We start from the raw sequence: 15,598 nt of genomic DNA, 5'->3' as shown, positions 1-15,598 counted from the left end.
AAAAAGACCTCCGATTAGAGGTCTTTTTTATAGCATTAAATTAAGGCGCTTCCGTTACCGCCTCTTCTTCTCGATATTGAGGCTTCTTTCTCACATATAACTTGCGCTGAACTTCAGATACCACATTCCCTTGTTTGTCTTTTACATGCGTAATGAATTCAGGAAAGCACTTTTCGCCGTTTCGAGTCATCTGATAGATCTCGTCTAGCATGCCATCCGTGATCTTAAACTCAGCAAACAAATCGCTTTGTCCTGGCTTGATAAAGTTGATGCTCGCCTCTTTATCCCACACGTAATACTCTTCACGTAGAATACCCATCAACATAAGAGAGTAAATGGGATCTGTTAAGGAAAAAATACTGCCTCCATACTGCGTACGATTGGCATTTTTGTTCCACCAGCGAAGTTTCAAACGAACTTTAACCGTTCGGAAGTCTTCAGAAATATGTAAGATTTTAATTCCGGCCCCCCAAAATGGTGGCCATACATTCAACGCAAATTTCACAATCCCTGGTTTATAAATCTTCGCGAGTCGCTTATTCATTGCAGTCCGTGCCCTCCCCAAGCTCATGTTACAAAATTGTAACTGGTCAGATCTGTAATATAATCGACCCATTTCCAATTTACAAAAAGATTCTATTAACCCTTTGAAGTTCGTGGTTTAATGTTTTTAGCGCTTCGCCTATAATGGTAGGAATATTGAATTCTGTTAAATCGCTGCAGATGATCCAACGGGAAAGTATATGTCAGATAATAATCAGGCGCTGAAGGATGCGGGTCTAAAAGTTACCCTTCCAAGGCTAAAAATTCTAGAAGTACTTCAGCAGCCAGACTGCCAGCACATCAGTGCTGAAGATTTGTACAAAAAGCTGATTGATCTAGGTGAAGAGATAGGTCTAGCAACTGTTTATCGCGTTCTAAACCAATTCGACGATGCAGGTATTGTTACTCGTCACCACTTTGAAGGTGGCAAGTCAGTCTTCGAATTGTCAACTCAACATCACCACGACCACCTAGTGTGTCTAGACTGTGGTGAGGTAATTGAGTTTTCTGACGACATCATTGAAGAGCGCCAACGCGAAATCGCAGCTAAGTACAATGTGACGCTAACAAACCACAGCTTATACCTATACGGTAAATGCAGTGACGGTGATTGCAAAGAAAACCCAGATGCGCACAAACCTGCAAAATAATTTGCTTGTAGATTAAAAATAAACGCCAGTTAAAGCTGGCGTTTTTTGTATCTGTACTTTTTGTTTTGCTTAATCCAAAAACAAAAATGCCAGCAATTTGCTGGCATTTTTCTATAGGTAACGATTGAGATTATTGGTTCTCAATTTTCGCCCATGTATCACGTAGGCCAACCGTGCGGTTGAACACTAGGTTATTTGCAGTTGAATCTTTAGAATCCGCACAGAAGTAACCCATACGCTCGAACTGGTAGCCTTGCTCTGCTTCTGCAGATGCCAGGCTTGGCTCAACGAAACCGTTGATCACAACGAGTGAATCAGGGTTAATGGTTGAAGCGAAGTCTTCTGCTGCTGCAGGATTTGGAACAGTGAACAAACGATCGTATAGGCGAATTTCTGCTGGTAGCGCTTTATCCGCAGATACCCAGTGAATTACGCCTTTAACTTTACGACCATCTGCTGGGTTTTTGCCTAGCGTTTCAGGATCGTAAGTACAGTAAATCGTTGTGATGTTGCCTTCCGCGTCTTTTTCAACACGCTCAGCTTTGATCACGTAAGCACCACGTAAACGAACTTCTTTACCAAGAACTAGACGCTTGTACTTTTTATTCGCTTCTTCACGGAAGTCTTCACGCTCGATCCAAACTTCACGAGTAAACGGTACTTCACGCTCACCCATTTCAGGTTTATTTGGATGGTTAGCCAGCGTTAGATTTTCTACAGCGCCCTCTTCAAAGTTCTCAATAACAACTTTAACAGGGTCCAACACAGCCATCGCACGAGGTGCATTTTCGTTTAGGTCGTCACGAATACAAGATTCAAGCGAGCTAAACTCGATCATGTTTTCTTGCTTCGTCACGCCGATACGCTTACAGAATTCGCGGATTGACGCAGGTGTGAAACCACGACGACGTAAACCAGATACTGTTGGCATACGAGGATCATCCCAACCGTTAACCAATTTTTCGGTTACTAGTTGGTTTAGCTTACGCTTAGACATCACTGTGTATTCTAGGTTTAGACGGCTGAACTCGTATTGATGAGGACGACAATCAATTGTGATGTTGTCTAATACCCAGTCGTACAAACGACGGTTGTCCATGAACTCTAGCGTACAGATAGAGTGCGTAATGCCTTCTAGCGCATCAGAGATACAGTGTGTGAAGTCGTACATTGGGTAAATGCACCACTTATCACCCGTTTGATGGTGAGTAGCAAAACGTACACGGTATAGCACTGGATCACGCATAACCATGAATGACGAACCCATATCGATCTTCGCACGAAGACACGCTTTACCTTCTTCAAATTCACCTGCGCGCATTTTTTCAAATAGCGCTAAGTTTTCTTCAACAGAACGGTCGCGGTATGGGCTTGGCTTACCTGGCTCTTTTAGCGTGCCACGGTACTCACGAATCTGCTCTGGACTTAGCTCATCTACGTACGCTAAGCCTTTGTTAATCAATTCAATTGCATATTCGTAAAGCTTGTCGAAGTAGTTTGATGAGTAACATACTTCACCATCCCACTCGAAGCCTAACCAGTTTACATCTTTCTTGATAGACTCAACGTATTCGATGTCTTCTTTTTCAGGGTTTGTATCGTCGAAACGTAAGTTACATTGACCCTGATAGTCCTGAGCAATACCGAAGTTCAAACAGATAGACTTAGCATGACCGATGTGCAGGTAGCCATTTGGCTCCGGCGGGAATCGAGTATGCACGCTAGTGTGTTTGCCATCCGCTAGATCCTTATCAATGATCTGGCGAATAAAGTTTGATGGACGAGCATCAGCTTCACTCATCTATAGCACCTCAAAAATATAAGTATTGTCAGAGAAAACGGAACTCTGTATCCGATATGGTTTTACAGAGTACATTGTTTCTAATGATCCACAATTCTAAGCCATTAGACAACAAGAACTCGCGCTAAAACGGCAATATTTATCGAGTTCGCGTGAATGCACAGCAGATTCAAAGCACTGAAACAAAAAAAGACCTCCCGAAGGAGGTCTCTAATCAAATATCAGTTCGATGTAATTATGGTAGTTTTACATTCGATAGGTCTTCGTTTGCGCCGATTGCTTTCATTTCGCCAGCAACGATTTCTGCTAGAGGACCAAGGATAACTTGAAGGTTGTTTTCACCTAGTTTAACAACACCTTTCGCACCTAGTTTCTTCAACACTTCTTCATCAGCTACTGAACGATCTTTCAGAGTTAGACGTAGACGAGTGATACATGCGTCAATTGAAGTTAGGTTGTCATGACCACCTAGCGCTTTTAGGTATTGACGAGCTAGGTCACCACTTTTTGCTTCACCTGCTGGTGCTGCTGCTTGGCTATCATCATCTTCACGGCCTGGCGATTTTAGGTTAAACGCGCGGATTGCGAAGCTGAATGTGAAGAAGTAAAGAGCACCGAAGCCAAGACCAACTGCACCTAGTAGTAGAGGTTTAGTTGCTAGACCGTAATTCAACAAGTAGTCAATTAGACCAGCAGAGAATGTGAAGCCGTGTAGCGTACCAAGCATGTTAGCAACAACTAGCGATAGCCCAGTGAACACTGCGTGAATCGCGTATAGAGCAGGAGCTAGGAATACGAACATGAACTCTAGAGGCTCTGTGATACCAGTTAGGAATGAACAGAATGCAACAGAGAACAATGCACCCCCAACTTGGCTACGTTTCTCAACAGGAGCCGCTAGGTACATAGCAAGTGCTGCACCCGGTAGGCCGAACATCATTACTGGGAAGAAACCGTTCATGAATACACCAGCGCTCTTATCGCCGCCGAAGAAACGGTGTAGGTCACCAGATTTAACTGTTTCAGTTACTTCTTTAACAGTTGCTGTAATTTCTGGAGTTACTGAGTTAGCGAATTCAAATGTGTGAGTTTGACCAGCAACAAGAGTCTTAGCTAGAGCTGGGTCAACACAAAGTTGTTGTAGTGCAGGAAGAGCTTGACCAGCAGCTGTTGCGCCAGAAACTAGCACTTCTTGACAAGAACCCATACCAAACCAGAAGAAAGAGTTCAGTACGTGGTGTAGACCTACAGGAATTAGAGCACGGTTAAGCGTACCGTATACAAACTGACCGATTGCGCCAGAAGTAGAGATACCGTGAGCAAGTGCATCTAGACCACCTTGGATTGTTGGCCATACAATGCCTGAAACAGCACCAGCAACTAGGGCGAACAAACCAGCCATAATTGGCACTAGGCGCTTACCAGAGAAGAATGCTAGCCACTCAGGAAGACGTGTAGCATGGAAAGCGTTGTAAGAATGGCCAGCAATGATACCTGCGATAATACCACCGAAGAATGACATGTTAACTGACGCATCGATTGTTGACGCTGTCGCAGTAAGTACGAAGTACGCAACCGCACCAGCAAGACCTGCAGCACCTTGACCGTCTTTTGATAAGCCGATCGCGATACCTAGACCAAATAACAATGGAAGGTTAGAGAAGATTGAGTTACCGGCTTGTGCCATAAACGCGATGTCAAATACATCAGGTTGGCCCAAGCGCAGTAACAAGCCTGCGATTGGCAAAGTCGCGATAGGAAGCATAAGAGCTTTACCTAACTTCTGCGCGTATCCGAGAATATTCACCTTAAGTTCCCCCTATAGGATTCGATGTTATGTTGAATGACTTATTTCAGTCGTTCAATTTAGTCATCGTCAGTTTATGACATTAATTTTGCTCCGCAAATTAAAAGCTCATTGTTTGTGATCATAATCACCACAATTTGCCCTTTCGAAAGGTTTTTGCTAGCGAGATCATAAAACTTATTTTATTATACGAAAAAATGGCGTTTTAAAGATAATATTCTCGCACTTTATGCAAGGCAGAATCAGTGTTATTTTGGTATCTCGGCGGGTAATTCTTAGTAACTTTGCTCTGAAAAAGAATCATAAAAAACAATTCATTTATTATTTTTCAGTTAGTTACTCTGACAATGACATCGATAAAACGCAACTTGCTGTATGTGACTCGTTATCTAATTCAGTGATACAAACTAAGTACCCACATGACTCATTCAGTCGCCGATTAGATAACGATACAGAAATTGAATTCTCATCTATAAGGACTAGCTGACTATGTACGCGCTAAGTAACTGTAAAATCTATACCGGTAGTGATGTTCTTACCGATCATGCGGTCATCGTTGAAAACGATCTAATTCAATCCATTGTGCCCGTTGCTGAACTACCGAAAGGCATTGAAGTAAAAGATCTTAATGGAGCTAACTTAAGTCCTGGTTTTATCGACCTGCAACTGAACGGTTGTGGCGGCGTCATGTTGAACGATGCTATCACAGCAGAAACGATGCAAATCATGCACGAAGCAAACCTAAAGTCGGGTTGTACCAGCTTCCTTCCTACGCTGATCACTTCTTCTGATGAAGATATGCGCGCGGCAATCTCCGCAGCTCGCGAATATCACAAAAAATACCAAAACCAATCGCTTGGCTTACATCTTGAAGGCCCATACCTTAACGTCGCGAAAAAAGGTATTCATAGCGTTGACTTCATCCGTCCATCCGATGACGGCATGATTGACCTTATTTGCTCAAATGCAGACATCATTGCCAAAGTAACTCTTGCGCCAGAGCAGAACGACCCTGAACATATCGCACGCCTAAAAACTGCAGGCATTGTGGTATCAATCGGTCACACAAACGCGACCTATGCTGAAGCACGCAAAGGTTTTGAGGCCGGTATTACTTTTGCAACTCACCTATTCAATGCGATGACTCCTATGGTTGGTCGTGAGCCAGGAGTGGTTGGTGCTATTTACGATACACCAGAGATCTACGCAGGCATCATTGCTGACGGCTTCCACGTAGACTACGCAAACATTCGAATTGCTCATAAAATCAAAGGTGAAAAGCTTGTTTTGGTGACCGATGCCACAGCTCCGGCAGGTGCTAACATTGATCACTTTATTTTTGTCGGTAAGAAAGTATATTACCGAGATGGTAAGTGTGTTGATGAAAACGGCACACTAGGCGGCTCAGCTCTGACTATGATTGAAGCAGTTCAGAACACAGTTGAGCACGCAGGTATCGCTTTAGAAGAAGCTCTACGAATGGCTACACTGTACCCAGCGACAGCAATTGGCGTTGAGGACCGTCTCGGCCGTATTCGAAAAGGCATGGTTGCAAACCTGACTATTTTCGATCGTGACTTCAACGTTAAAGCGACGGTTGTTAACGGACAATACGAGCAAAATTAAGCATGAATGGCGGACAGATTGGTAATGTAGATTTAGTAAAACAGCTTAACAGCGCTGCGGTATACAGGCTGATTGATCAGCAAGGTCCTATCTCCCGAATTCAAGTCGCGGATGTTAGCCAGCTCGCTCCAGCGAGTGTTACCAAAATCACCCGTCAACTATTGGAACGCGGCCTCATTAAAGAGGTCGCCCAACAAGCTTCAACAGGTGGTCGTCGAGCAATCTCATTGACCACTGAAGTGAAGCCTTTTCACTCTATCGCCGTTCGTTTGGGTCGAGACTACGTTCAATTCTGTCTCTATGACTTAGGCGGCACTGCACTGGCAGAAGATCAACACGAACTTCACTACACCAACCAAGCCGATTTGATTGCAGGTCTTATTGATTTATTAAAAGACTTCGTAAGTCGTTGCCAAGATAAAATTGACCAGTTGATTGCTATCGGTATTACGTTACCAGGCCTAGTTAACCCTACGACAGGCGTCGTTGAGTACATGCCAAATACGGATATTGATAACCTTGCGCTTGGTGAAATTATCCGAGAGAAGTTCAATACGGCTTGTTTTGTCGGTAATGACGTCCGTGGTATGGCACTTGCAGAACATTATTTTGGTGCTAGCCAAGATTGCCAAGACTCTATCTTAGTCAGTGTACACCGCGGTACTGGCGCAGGCATCATTGTTAACGGCCAAGTGTTTCTAGGTTTTAACCGTAACGTAGGTGAAATTGGCCACATTCAAATTGACCCTCTTGGTGAGCAATGCCAATGTGGCAACTTTGGCTGTCTTGAAACGGTTGCTGCTAACCCAGCGATCATCCAACGCGTTAAACAGCTCATAGCACAAGGCTATGAGTCTAGCTTAACGCAATTGGAGCACATTACGATTGAAGATGTATGCACTCATGCTATGAACGGTGATGAGCTCGCGAAACAGAGCTTAGTACGTGTTGGTAACCAGTTGGGTAAAGCCATCGCTATCACCATCAACTTGTTTAACCCACAAAAAATCGTGATTGCAGGTGACATCACCGCTGCACAAGACATTGTTTTCCCTGCAATTCAAAGAAATGTAGAAAACCAGTCACTGAAAACCTTCCATAACGATCTTCCAATTGTGGCTTCTCACATTGATAAGCAGCCAACAATGGGCGCTTTTGCCATGATAAAACGAGCGATGTTAAATGGCGTTTTGTTACAAAAGTTACTAGAAGACTAAGTTTATACAACTAATTGAGTTACAATCTCGGGCTGTGTTTTCACAGCCCGTTTTCGTATATCAGGAATCTAGCTCAACAGTATGGAAATTATTCTAATTACAACGGCTTTTTTAGCAGGCTTCATCGCGCTCAAATGCAGCCTTCCCCCTCTAGTTGGTTTTCTACTAGCAGGTTTTGGCTTACATGCCTTTGGCTATCAAAGTAATGACGTTATTGTCACTCTGGCTGATCTCGGCGTTACTCTTTTGCTTTTTACTATTGGCTTAAAGCTCGATGTAAAAACATTGCTTTCCAAAGAAATTTGGGGCGGTGCAACAGCGCACAATATTCTTTCAACCGCTTTTTTTGCCCTTGCGTTGTCAGGACTAAAACTGCTTGGATTAACGTCCCTTGCAAGTATGGAAAGCGGGCAGATATTGCTCCTAGCCTTTGCACTTTCCTTCTCTAGCACTGTTTTCGCGGTAAAAACACTGCAGGAAAAAGGTGAACTCAACGCGACATACGCCACACTGGCCATCGGTATTTTGGTTATGCAAGATATCTTCGCGGTCGTGTTTCTGACTGTTTCAACAGGCAAAGTGCCAGAATGGTACGCCATAGGTCTATTTGCTCTTCCTCTCCTGCGCCCGCTGTTTTACAAGTTATTGGATAAAGTAGGCCACGGCGAGATGTTAGTGCTGTTCGGCATTTTCTTCGCGCTTGTTGTGGGTGCCGGACTGTTTGAGTTAGTTGGAATGAAACCAGACCTTGGCGCCTTGATTCTTGGCATGATGCTCGCTGGTCACCGTAAAGCGTCAGAGTTGTCTAAATCGCTATTTAATATGAAAGAGCTCTTTCTCGTCTGCTTCTTCTTAAATATCGGCTTATCCGCATCTTTGAGTCTAACGGGTATCGCACTAGCACTATTATTCATTGTCCTTCTGCCTATTAAAGGATTGCTATACTTCCTGACCATCAACCACTTTAAGTTTCGCGTGCGTACTTCCCTACTCGCTTCTTTATCACTGTTTAACTACAGCGAGTTCGGGCTCATTGTCGGTGGCCTGGCGTACAAAATGGGGTGGATGCCGAGTGACATGCTCGCAGCCATTGCTGTAGCGGTTTCACTATCCTTTATTATCTCAGCACCTCTAAATCGCTTGGGCCATAAAATTTATCAGCATTCCGGTAAATGGTTACAAGAAACGGCTGCAGAGAAACTCAACCAACGTGACCAGTTGATCAACCCGGGACATGCTCAAGTACTTATTCTAGGCATGGGGCGAATTGGTACTGGTGCATATGACGAGCTACGCGCACGTTACGGCAAGATTTCTCTGGGGATTGAGATCCGTGAAGAAGCAGCACAACAACACCGTTCAGAAGGACGTAATGTCATTTCAGGGGATGCTACCGACCCAGATTTTTGGGAACGAATCCTAGATACTGGTCACGTAAAGTTAGTTTTATTGGCAATGCCACACCATCAAGGTAATCAAACGGCACTAGAACAACTTCAGCGTAGAAACTACAAAGGGCAAATTGCCGCTATTGCAGAATATCCAGACCAACTAGAAGGTTTGTTGGAAAGTGGTGTGGACGCTGCCTTTAATATATACAGCGAAGCAGGTAGTGGTTTTGCGCGACACGTGTGCAAACAACTAGAACCTCAGTTCACTTCAATAAAATAACCCTAAAAATACGCAACAACGCTACTACCAATTAAAAGCCTTTCTATCAATAGAGAGGCTTTTTTGTTTAATTTTCATACCAAACCTTAATTCCATTCATTAAAACAACAAATAAGTTAAATGTTATTTAATCAACAAGGCTTTTTATCATTTTTTTAATCACAAAACGTTGCTTTTTTTACTCAGAATGGCAAATTGAATCCATACCGATTAGAAATTGTTTAGTTTAGAAAGGATGTTGTATGTGTTCAGTATTTGGGATTTTAGACATTAAAAGTGATGCAGCGGCACTGCGTCCTATCGCGTTAGAAATGTCGAAAAAGCTTCGTCACCGTGGCCCTGACTGGTCTGGTATCTACTCTTCAGAAAGAGCAATCCTAGCTCACGAGCGCTTGGCTATCGTTGGTCTAAATAGCGGTGCTCAACCACTATACAGCCCTGATAAAAAACTAATCCTTGCCGTTAACGGTGAGATCTACAACCACAAAGAGATTCGCGCTCGCTACGAAGGCAAGTACGAATTCCAAACAGACTCTGACTGTGAAGTTATTTTAGCGCTGTATCAAGACATGGGTGCTGATCTTCTTGAAGAGCTAAACGGCATTTTTGCTTTCGTACTGTACGATGAAGAAAAAGATGAGTACCTAGTAGGTCGTGACCATATCGGTATCATTCCACTTTACCAAGGTTACGATGAACACGGTAACTACTACGTCGCTTCCGAAATGAAAGCACTCGTACCCGTTTGTAAAACAGTCAGCGAATTCCCTCCAGGTTCGCACTACAGCTCAAAAGATACAGAACCTCAGCGTTACTACATCCGTGACTGGAACGAATATGCCGCTGTTCAAGGTAACAGCACGAGTAAAGAAGAACTAACAGAAGCACTGGAAGCAGCGGTGAAACGTCAACTAATGACTGACGTACCATACGGCGTACTACTATCTGGTGGTCTGGATTCATCCATCACATCTGCGGTAGCAAAACGCTATGCTGCGATGCGTATCGAAGACGATGAAAAATCAGAAGCATGGTGGCCTCAACTTCACTCTTTTGCGGTTGGTCTTGAAGGCGCTCCAGACTTAAAAGCAGCACGTGAAGTGGCAGAAAAAATTGGTACCGTTCACCACGAAATGACATACACCATTCAAGAAGGTTTGGATGCTATTCGTGACGTGATTTACCACATCGAGACTTATGACGTAACAACGATTCGTGCCTCAACGCCGATGTTCCTTATGGGCCGTAAAATCAAGGCAATGGGCATCAAAATGGTGCTTTCTGGTGAAGGCGCTGATGAAATCTTCGGTGGTTACTTGTACTTCCACAAAGCGCCAAACGCAAAAGAGTTCCACGAAGAAACGGTTCGTAAACTGCTGGCTCTAAACATGTTTGACTGTGCCCGTGCGAACAAATCGTTGGCGGCATGGGGCGTTGAAGGCCGTGTACCATTCTTGGATAAAGAGTTTATTGACGTCGCAATGCGCTTAAACCCTGCAGACAAAATGTGTGGCAACGGTAAGATGGAAAAACACATTCTTCGCGAATGTTTTGAGCATTACTTACCAGACTCAATCGCTTGGCGTCAAAAAGAGCAGTTTTCTGATGGCGTAGGTTACAGCTGGATTGACACTTTGAAGGCCGTAGCAGAAGAGAAAGTGACCGATCAACAGATGGAAACGGCTCAGTACCGCTTCCCATACAACACACCAACAACTAAAGAAGGTTACGTATACCGCGAAATTTTTGAGGAGTTGTTCCCATTACCATCAGCTGCAGAATGTGTACCAGGTGGTCCTTCTGTAGCGTGTTCATCAGCGAAAGCGATTGAGTGGGATGAGTCATTCAAGAACTGTGTTGACCCTTCAGGCCGTGCAGTGCAAACCGTTCACAACGACGCTTACTAAGTAGAATTGGGCTGGAGCAGCAATCCAGCCCAATTATTTAACTTGTTGACGTTAAGATCAAAAAGAGGTGCGTGCGCACCTCTTTTTTGTGTTGGTTGTTATGAGTATTAAGCGACTACTTTAAGTCTAAATCGGTGTTATCAATGCTAACTGGCACTCGCTTCGAGATCATTTGCACCAACATGATTGAACGCTTCTCTCCGTCTTGTTCTTGGAAAATGGCATCAATACCTGCAAATTGTCCGCTCTTAACACGAACCTGATCACCTGGTTTAGGCATGCATTCGGATATGTTTTTTTCTGTGCAGCATTTCTCTAGCTGCTTCAACTCAAACACAAGATCGCCTTGAACTTCTTTTGGTTGGGCACCAAATCGAACAAAGTCGACAACACCGCGCGTCGACCGAACCGACGTAAAGTTCGGGCCTTGTTCATAATCAAAACGTGCAAATACATAACAAGGAAACAACGGTTCTTCGACCTTTTGTCGCTTACCGCGCAAGATTTTTTCGACTTCTACAGTTGGGTAGAAGCACTCAACACCTTGATTTTCAAGATGCTGCTTAGCCCTTATTTGTTCTCCACGCTTACAATAAAGTAAATACCAACGTTTCATTTTATTACTAGCCAATTATATTTTTGTTTCATCCTAGCATTAAGCTAAAGGTGAGTCATGAATATTCAAATTATCCATAAGAAGAACATTATACATTGTTCGCATAACTTACACTTTTTCAAAAGGTTAAGAAAATAAGTCCATAGGCAAAAATGAAAATTAAGTTTGTAATACACATCAACCACCAACAAAAGCTCCACAAAATCAAAAATAAACAGTGACTTAACAATGTTATTTAGTCGTAAGGCAAAATTTTATTGTTTGTAAGCAGTTAAATTGCAATGTATACGTAGGTGTCGTTAAAAAATGTAATAACTACTATTAGAAGAGCTTATGTCAAACCAACATCAATATTTCGGTCACCCTCGTGGCTTGTTCTTATTGTTCGGCACAGAACTCTGGGAACGCTTTTCCTACTACGCAATGCGTGCCATTCTAGTACTCTACTTAACTGATACCACAATGAATGGTGGTTTGGGCTGGTCAACGAAAGACGCGCTCGACCTTTATGGCATTTACACCGGCCTTGTTTACATTACCCCATTGATTGGTGGTTACCTTGCCGATAACTACCTTGGCCAACGCCGCTCAATTTTGCTTGGTGGTGCATTAATGGCTATCGGCCAGTTCACACTGGCACTTCCGGCTGACGCACTAGGCTTCGGAGCACTTCACACTTTCTATTTAGGTCTTGCTCTGCTTATTTGTGGTAACGGTCTATTCAAGCCAAATATCTCTACCATGGTTGGTGACCTTTACAATGAAGGTGATAACCGTCGTGATGGCGCTTTCACTATCTTCTACATGGGTATCAACCTTGGTGCTCTGCTAGCCGGCGTGGTTTCTGGATCTGTAACGAACTCATTTGGTTGGAAAGCAGGTTTCGTAGCAGCGGGCGTGGGTATGATAATCAGCCTTGTCATGCAAATGTCACTTTCACAGTCTTGGCTTGGTGATATTGGCCGTGAGCCAGCCGCGAAACGCGACCTAAACAATAAGAACGCCAAAACAAAACAGCCTCTTACCAAAGAAGAAGTAGATCGCATTAAAGTTATCTTGGTGATGAGCCTGTTTACTATCGTATTCTGGGCTGGTTTCGAGCAAGCTGGCGGTCTGATGAACATTTACACTCAGCAGTACACCGATCGTATGATTGGCGGTTTTGAAGTACCTGCAGCTTGGTTCCAGTCACTAAACCCATTCTTTATCATTACGCTTGCGCCTGTCCTTGCGGTTCTATGGGTGAAACTAGGTAAACGTGAACCAAACTCACCAGCGAAATTTGCTTTAGCTATGTTCTTCTTGGCACTAGGCTTCCTATGCATGGTTGGTGCAGTAATGGAACAAGGTGGTGATACTAACGTGAAAACATCCATGCTATGGCTAGTTGGCGCGTTCTTCTTCCATACTTTGGGCGAACTGTGCCTATCCCCTATTGGTCTGTCTCTTGTAACCAAACTGGCTCCGCTACGTCTTGCATCGTTGATGATGGGTGCATGGTTTGGTTGTAACGCTATTGCGAACTATGTCGCTGGTTACGTGGGTTCTCATGTGGGTGAACTTGGTGCAATGGCTATCTTTAGTGGCATCGCAGTAACCGCATTGATCAGTGGTGTGATTCTAATGTTATTCTCGAACACGCTTGTTCGTTGGATGCACGGTGCAGAAAACACTCACAGCACTGCAGAACAAATTGAAGAGCAACAAACACAAGTTGCTTAACATGGTTTCAAAGTTACTAAAAAGGGTCGCAATCGCGACCCTTTTCTGTATTCATTCAGTACAGAAAACCAAAGCTCTACAGCTTGCTGCGTACTAGTTCTGCCATCATATCGATATGCATGTCATCGTCGTTAAGGCATGGAATATAGTGGAACTGCTCACCACCCGCTTCCATAAAGATCTCTTTGTTCTCTCCAGCTATTTCTTCCAACGTTTCTAAACAATCAGATGAAAATGCAGGAGTCATGATATCAATTTTCTTCACGCCTTTACTGGTGATGGTTTCCAATGTTTTATCAGTGTAAGGCTGTAGCCACTCTTCTCGGCCAAAACGAGACTGATAAGACATACCAATCTGATCCGATGATAAACCAAGCGCCTCACCGAGCAAGCGAGTGGTCGCTTCACAATGCTGAGGATAAATGTCGCCATTGTCTGCATAACGTTTAGGAATACCGTGATATGAACACAGCAAGTAATCCCCTTTGCCATACTCTTCCCAGTATTGTCGAACCGAGTGTGCAAGCGCTTCGATGTACACTGGATGATCGTGATAATCGCGAATAAAGCTGAATGCTGGCATCACTGGCAGTTGCTTAAACGCTTTTGTGATTCCATCAGACACGGCTGCGGTGGTTGTCCCAGAATATTGTGGGTACAACGGTAGCACAATAACCTCTTCCACACCTTGAGCGATAAGAGCTTCAAAACCAGATTGAAGGCTTGGGTTGCCATAAGTCATGCCGAGTTCCACAGGCATATCGAGATGCTGAGCAAGTTTCTTTGCCTGGCGTTTGGAATACACCATTAAAGGTGAGCCCTCTTCCATCCATACCGATTCATACAACTTAGCGACCTTTGGCGAGCGTATTGGAAGAATCACACCATGTAAAATTGGACACCAAAGCCATCGTGCCATATCGACTACACGATGATCATGAAGAAACTGACTTAAGAAGCGCTTAACCGCTGGAGCGGTAGGTTCATCAGGTGTTCCTAGGTTAACCAGTAACACACCTTGTTTATTTTTAGTTTGCATTGCGTCCCTTTGTTTTCCCAGCATATAAAATGTATAAAAAAAGCGACCTTACGGCCGCTTCACTATAACAAAATTATTAAAAATTTTGATAATAGGTATTACCTATTATGCTAATGCCTTCTCGATATCAGCACTTACTTCAGCTACTTGCTTAGTACCGTCAAATTTTAGGTACTTAGTTTTGCCTGCTGCAGCTTCTTTACCGTAGTAATCGATAAGTGGTGCAGTTTGCTCGTGGTAAACACCTAGACGTGCACGTACTGTTTCTTCTTTGTCGTCATCGCGAACAACAAGATCTTCACCCGTTACGTCGTCTTTACCTTCCACTTTAGGTGGGTTGTAAACAACGTGGTAAGTACGACCTGAAGGAAGGTGAGCACGACGACCAGCCATACGCTCAACGATCACATCGTCAGCTACGTCGAATTCGATAACGTAATCTACTTCAACGCCCATTTCTTTTAGGCCATCAGCCTGAGGAATAGTGCGTGGGAAACCATCTAGTAGGAAACCTTTCTCACAATCGTCTTGAGCGATACGCTCTTTGATAAGACCAAGGATGATTTCATCAGAAACTAGCTGACCAGCGTCGATAACAGCTTTAGCTTGTTTGCCAAGTTCTGTACCTGCTTTGATAGCAGCACGAAGCATATCACCAGTAGAGATTTGTGGAATACCGTATTTATCCATGATGAAGTTTGCTTGTGTGCCTTTACCTGCACCTGGAGCACCTAGAAGAATGATGCGCATGATTTATCCTCTTTTATATTTAAGATTTATACCGAAGCTCACAATAGCTGTGCTTCGCAGGCATAAACCCTAGAAGCGCTCGCAACGATAAGTTTCGGTATAAGGTATATAGGCGGGCAAAAATACACGCCTTATTACTCACATTCAAGTCACAGATTCTATCACAGGTTCACAGAGCAAAGAGTGAATTAAGACTAAAGAATGTTAACAACACCCTCTTTCTGCAGCTATTGATTATTAACTCAACAC

General features: G+C 43.7%; 12 protein-coding genes. 6 read left to right on the top strand and 6 right to left on the bottom strand.

Annotated features, from left to right (window positions below; translation table 11 throughout):
• Positions 1-40: 40 nt before the first annotated feature.
• Entirely contained in the window at positions 41-544 is a 504-nt protein-coding gene (locus tag ACF8CV_RS11405; RefSeq protein WP_025525211.1) for a DUF4442 domain-containing protein, read from the bottom strand.
• A 199-nt stretch (positions 545-743) separates the two neighbouring features.
• On the opposite strand from ACF8CV_RS11405, the gene fcrX reads away from it, so the two are divergent.
• Complete coding sequence (gene fcrX, locus ACF8CV_RS11400; RefSeq protein ID WP_138938591.1) at positions 744-1,193, top strand: ferric iron uptake transcriptional regulator FcrX; 450 nt, start codon at positions 744-746, stop codon at positions 1,191-1,193.
• Between the two features lie 130 nt (positions 1,194-1,323).
• Here the strand turns inward: fcrX and glnS are convergent, their stop codons facing one another.
• Complete coding sequence (glnS, locus tag ACF8CV_RS11395; RefSeq protein ID WP_017448750.1) at positions 1,324-2,994, bottom strand: glutamine--tRNA ligase; 1,671 nt, start codon at positions 2,992-2,994, stop codon at positions 1,324-1,326.
• A gap of 235 nt (positions 2,995-3,229) precedes the next feature.
• Positions 3,230-4,801, bottom strand: a complete 1,572-nt coding sequence (gene nagE / locus ACF8CV_RS11390; RefSeq protein ID WP_005454584.1) for an N-acetylglucosamine-specific PTS transporter subunit IIBC — start codon at positions 4,799-4,801, stop codon at positions 3,230-3,232.
• A 489-nt stretch (positions 4,802-5,290) separates the two neighbouring features.
• Between nagE and nagA the strand changes: the two genes are divergently transcribed.
• From nagA to asnB, 4 genes are all read left to right on the top strand, one after another.
• Positions 5,291-6,427, top strand: coding sequence for an N-acetylglucosamine-6-phosphate deacetylase (gene nagA, locus ACF8CV_RS11385; RefSeq protein WP_005478503.1), 1,137 nt, complete (start codon positions 5,291-5,293; stop codon positions 6,425-6,427).
• Positions 6,428-6,429: 2 nt separating this feature from the next.
• Positions 6,430-7,644, top strand: coding sequence for an ROK family protein (locus tag ACF8CV_RS11380; RefSeq protein ID WP_005454586.1), 1,215 nt, complete (start codon positions 6,430-6,432; stop codon positions 7,642-7,644).
• A gap of 81 nt (positions 7,645-7,725) precedes the next feature.
• A complete protein-coding gene (locus ACF8CV_RS11375) occupies positions 7,726-9,315 on the top strand; it encodes a cation:proton antiporter family protein (protein ID WP_005454558.1) in 1,590 nt (529 codons plus the stop codon).
• 242 nt (positions 9,316-9,557) lie between these two features.
• A complete protein-coding gene (asnB, locus tag ACF8CV_RS11370; protein ID WP_023585938.1) occupies positions 9,558-11,222 on the top strand; it encodes an asparagine synthase B in 1,665 nt (554 codons plus the stop codon).
• Positions 11,223-11,337: 115 nt separating this feature from the next.
• Here the strand turns inward: asnB and rfaH are convergent, their stop codons facing one another.
• Positions 11,338-11,838: a transcription/translation regulatory transformer protein RfaH gene (gene rfaH / locus ACF8CV_RS11365; RefSeq protein ID WP_005454588.1), complete on the bottom strand. Its 501-nt coding sequence runs from the start codon at positions 11,836-11,838 to the stop codon at positions 11,338-11,340.
• Between the two features lie 333 nt (positions 11,839-12,171).
• On the opposite strand from rfaH, the gene ACF8CV_RS11360 reads away from it, so the two are divergent.
• Positions 12,172-13,560 carry a peptide MFS transporter gene (locus tag ACF8CV_RS11360; RefSeq protein WP_005454549.1) on the top strand — a complete coding sequence of 463 codons (1,389 nt, stop codon included), beginning with the start codon at positions 12,172-12,174 and terminating at the stop codon, positions 13,558-13,560.
• A gap of 76 nt (positions 13,561-13,636) precedes the next feature.
• On the opposite strand, the gene hemH is transcribed toward ACF8CV_RS11360, so the two are convergent.
• A complete protein-coding gene (gene hemH / locus ACF8CV_RS11355; RefSeq protein ID WP_077281326.1) occupies positions 13,637-14,599 on the bottom strand; it encodes a ferrochelatase in 963 nt (320 codons plus the stop codon).
• Positions 14,600-14,704: 105 nt separating this feature from the next.
• Entirely contained in the window at positions 14,705-15,349 is a 645-nt protein-coding gene (adk, locus tag ACF8CV_RS11350) for an adenylate kinase (protein ID WP_005454556.1), read from the bottom strand.
• Between the last annotated feature and the right edge of the window lie 249 nt (positions 15,350-15,598).

Origin of the sequence: Vibrio sp. zbq_1, from assembly GCF_043102935.1 — a bacterium.
Lineage (GTDB): Bacteria > Pseudomonadota > Gammaproteobacteria > Enterobacterales > Vibrionaceae > Vibrio > Vibrio parahaemolyticus.
This window is presented reverse-complemented; position numbering and strand designations above follow the sequence as displayed.

What these genes read in the sequence shown, in the direction of transcription:
- ACF8CV_RS11380 (WP_005454586.1), top strand. Translation starts at nt 6,430, where the DNA reads ATGAATGGCGGACAGATTGGTAATGTAGATTTAGTAAAACAGCTTAAC.
- ACF8CV_RS11375 (WP_005454558.1), top strand. Translation starts at nt 7,726, where the DNA reads ATGGAAATTATTCTAATTACAACGGCTTTTTTAGCAGGCTTCATCGCG.
- adk (WP_005454556.1), bottom strand. Translation starts at nt 15,349, where the DNA reads ATGCGCATCATTCTTCTAGGTGCTCCAGGTGCAGGTAAAGGCACACAA.
- fcrX (WP_138938591.1), top strand. Translation starts at nt 744, where the DNA reads ATGTCAGATAATAATCAGGCGCTGAAGGATGCGGGTCTAAAAGTTACC.
- hemH (WP_077281326.1), bottom strand. Translation starts at nt 14,599, where the DNA reads ATGCAAACTAAAAATAAACAAGGTGTGTTACTGGTTAACCTAGGAACA.
- glnS (WP_017448750.1), bottom strand. Translation starts at nt 2,994, where the DNA reads ATGAGTGAAGCTGATGCTCGTCCATCAAACTTTATTCGCCAGATCATT.
- rfaH (WP_005454588.1), bottom strand. Translation starts at nt 11,838, where the DNA reads ATGAAACGTTGGTATTTACTTTATTGTAAGCGTGGAGAACAAATAAGG.
- ACF8CV_RS11360 (WP_005454549.1), top strand. Translation starts at nt 12,172, where the DNA reads ATGTCAAACCAACATCAATATTTCGGTCACCCTCGTGGCTTGTTCTTA.
- nagA (WP_005478503.1), top strand. Translation starts at nt 5,291, where the DNA reads ATGTACGCGCTAAGTAACTGTAAAATCTATACCGGTAGTGATGTTCTT.
- ACF8CV_RS11405 (WP_025525211.1), bottom strand. Translation starts at nt 544, where the DNA reads ATGAATAAGCGACTCGCGAAGATTTATAAACCAGGGATTGTGAAATTT.
- asnB (WP_023585938.1), top strand. Translation starts at nt 9,558, where the DNA reads ATGTGTTCAGTATTTGGGATTTTAGACATTAAAAGTGATGCAGCGGCA.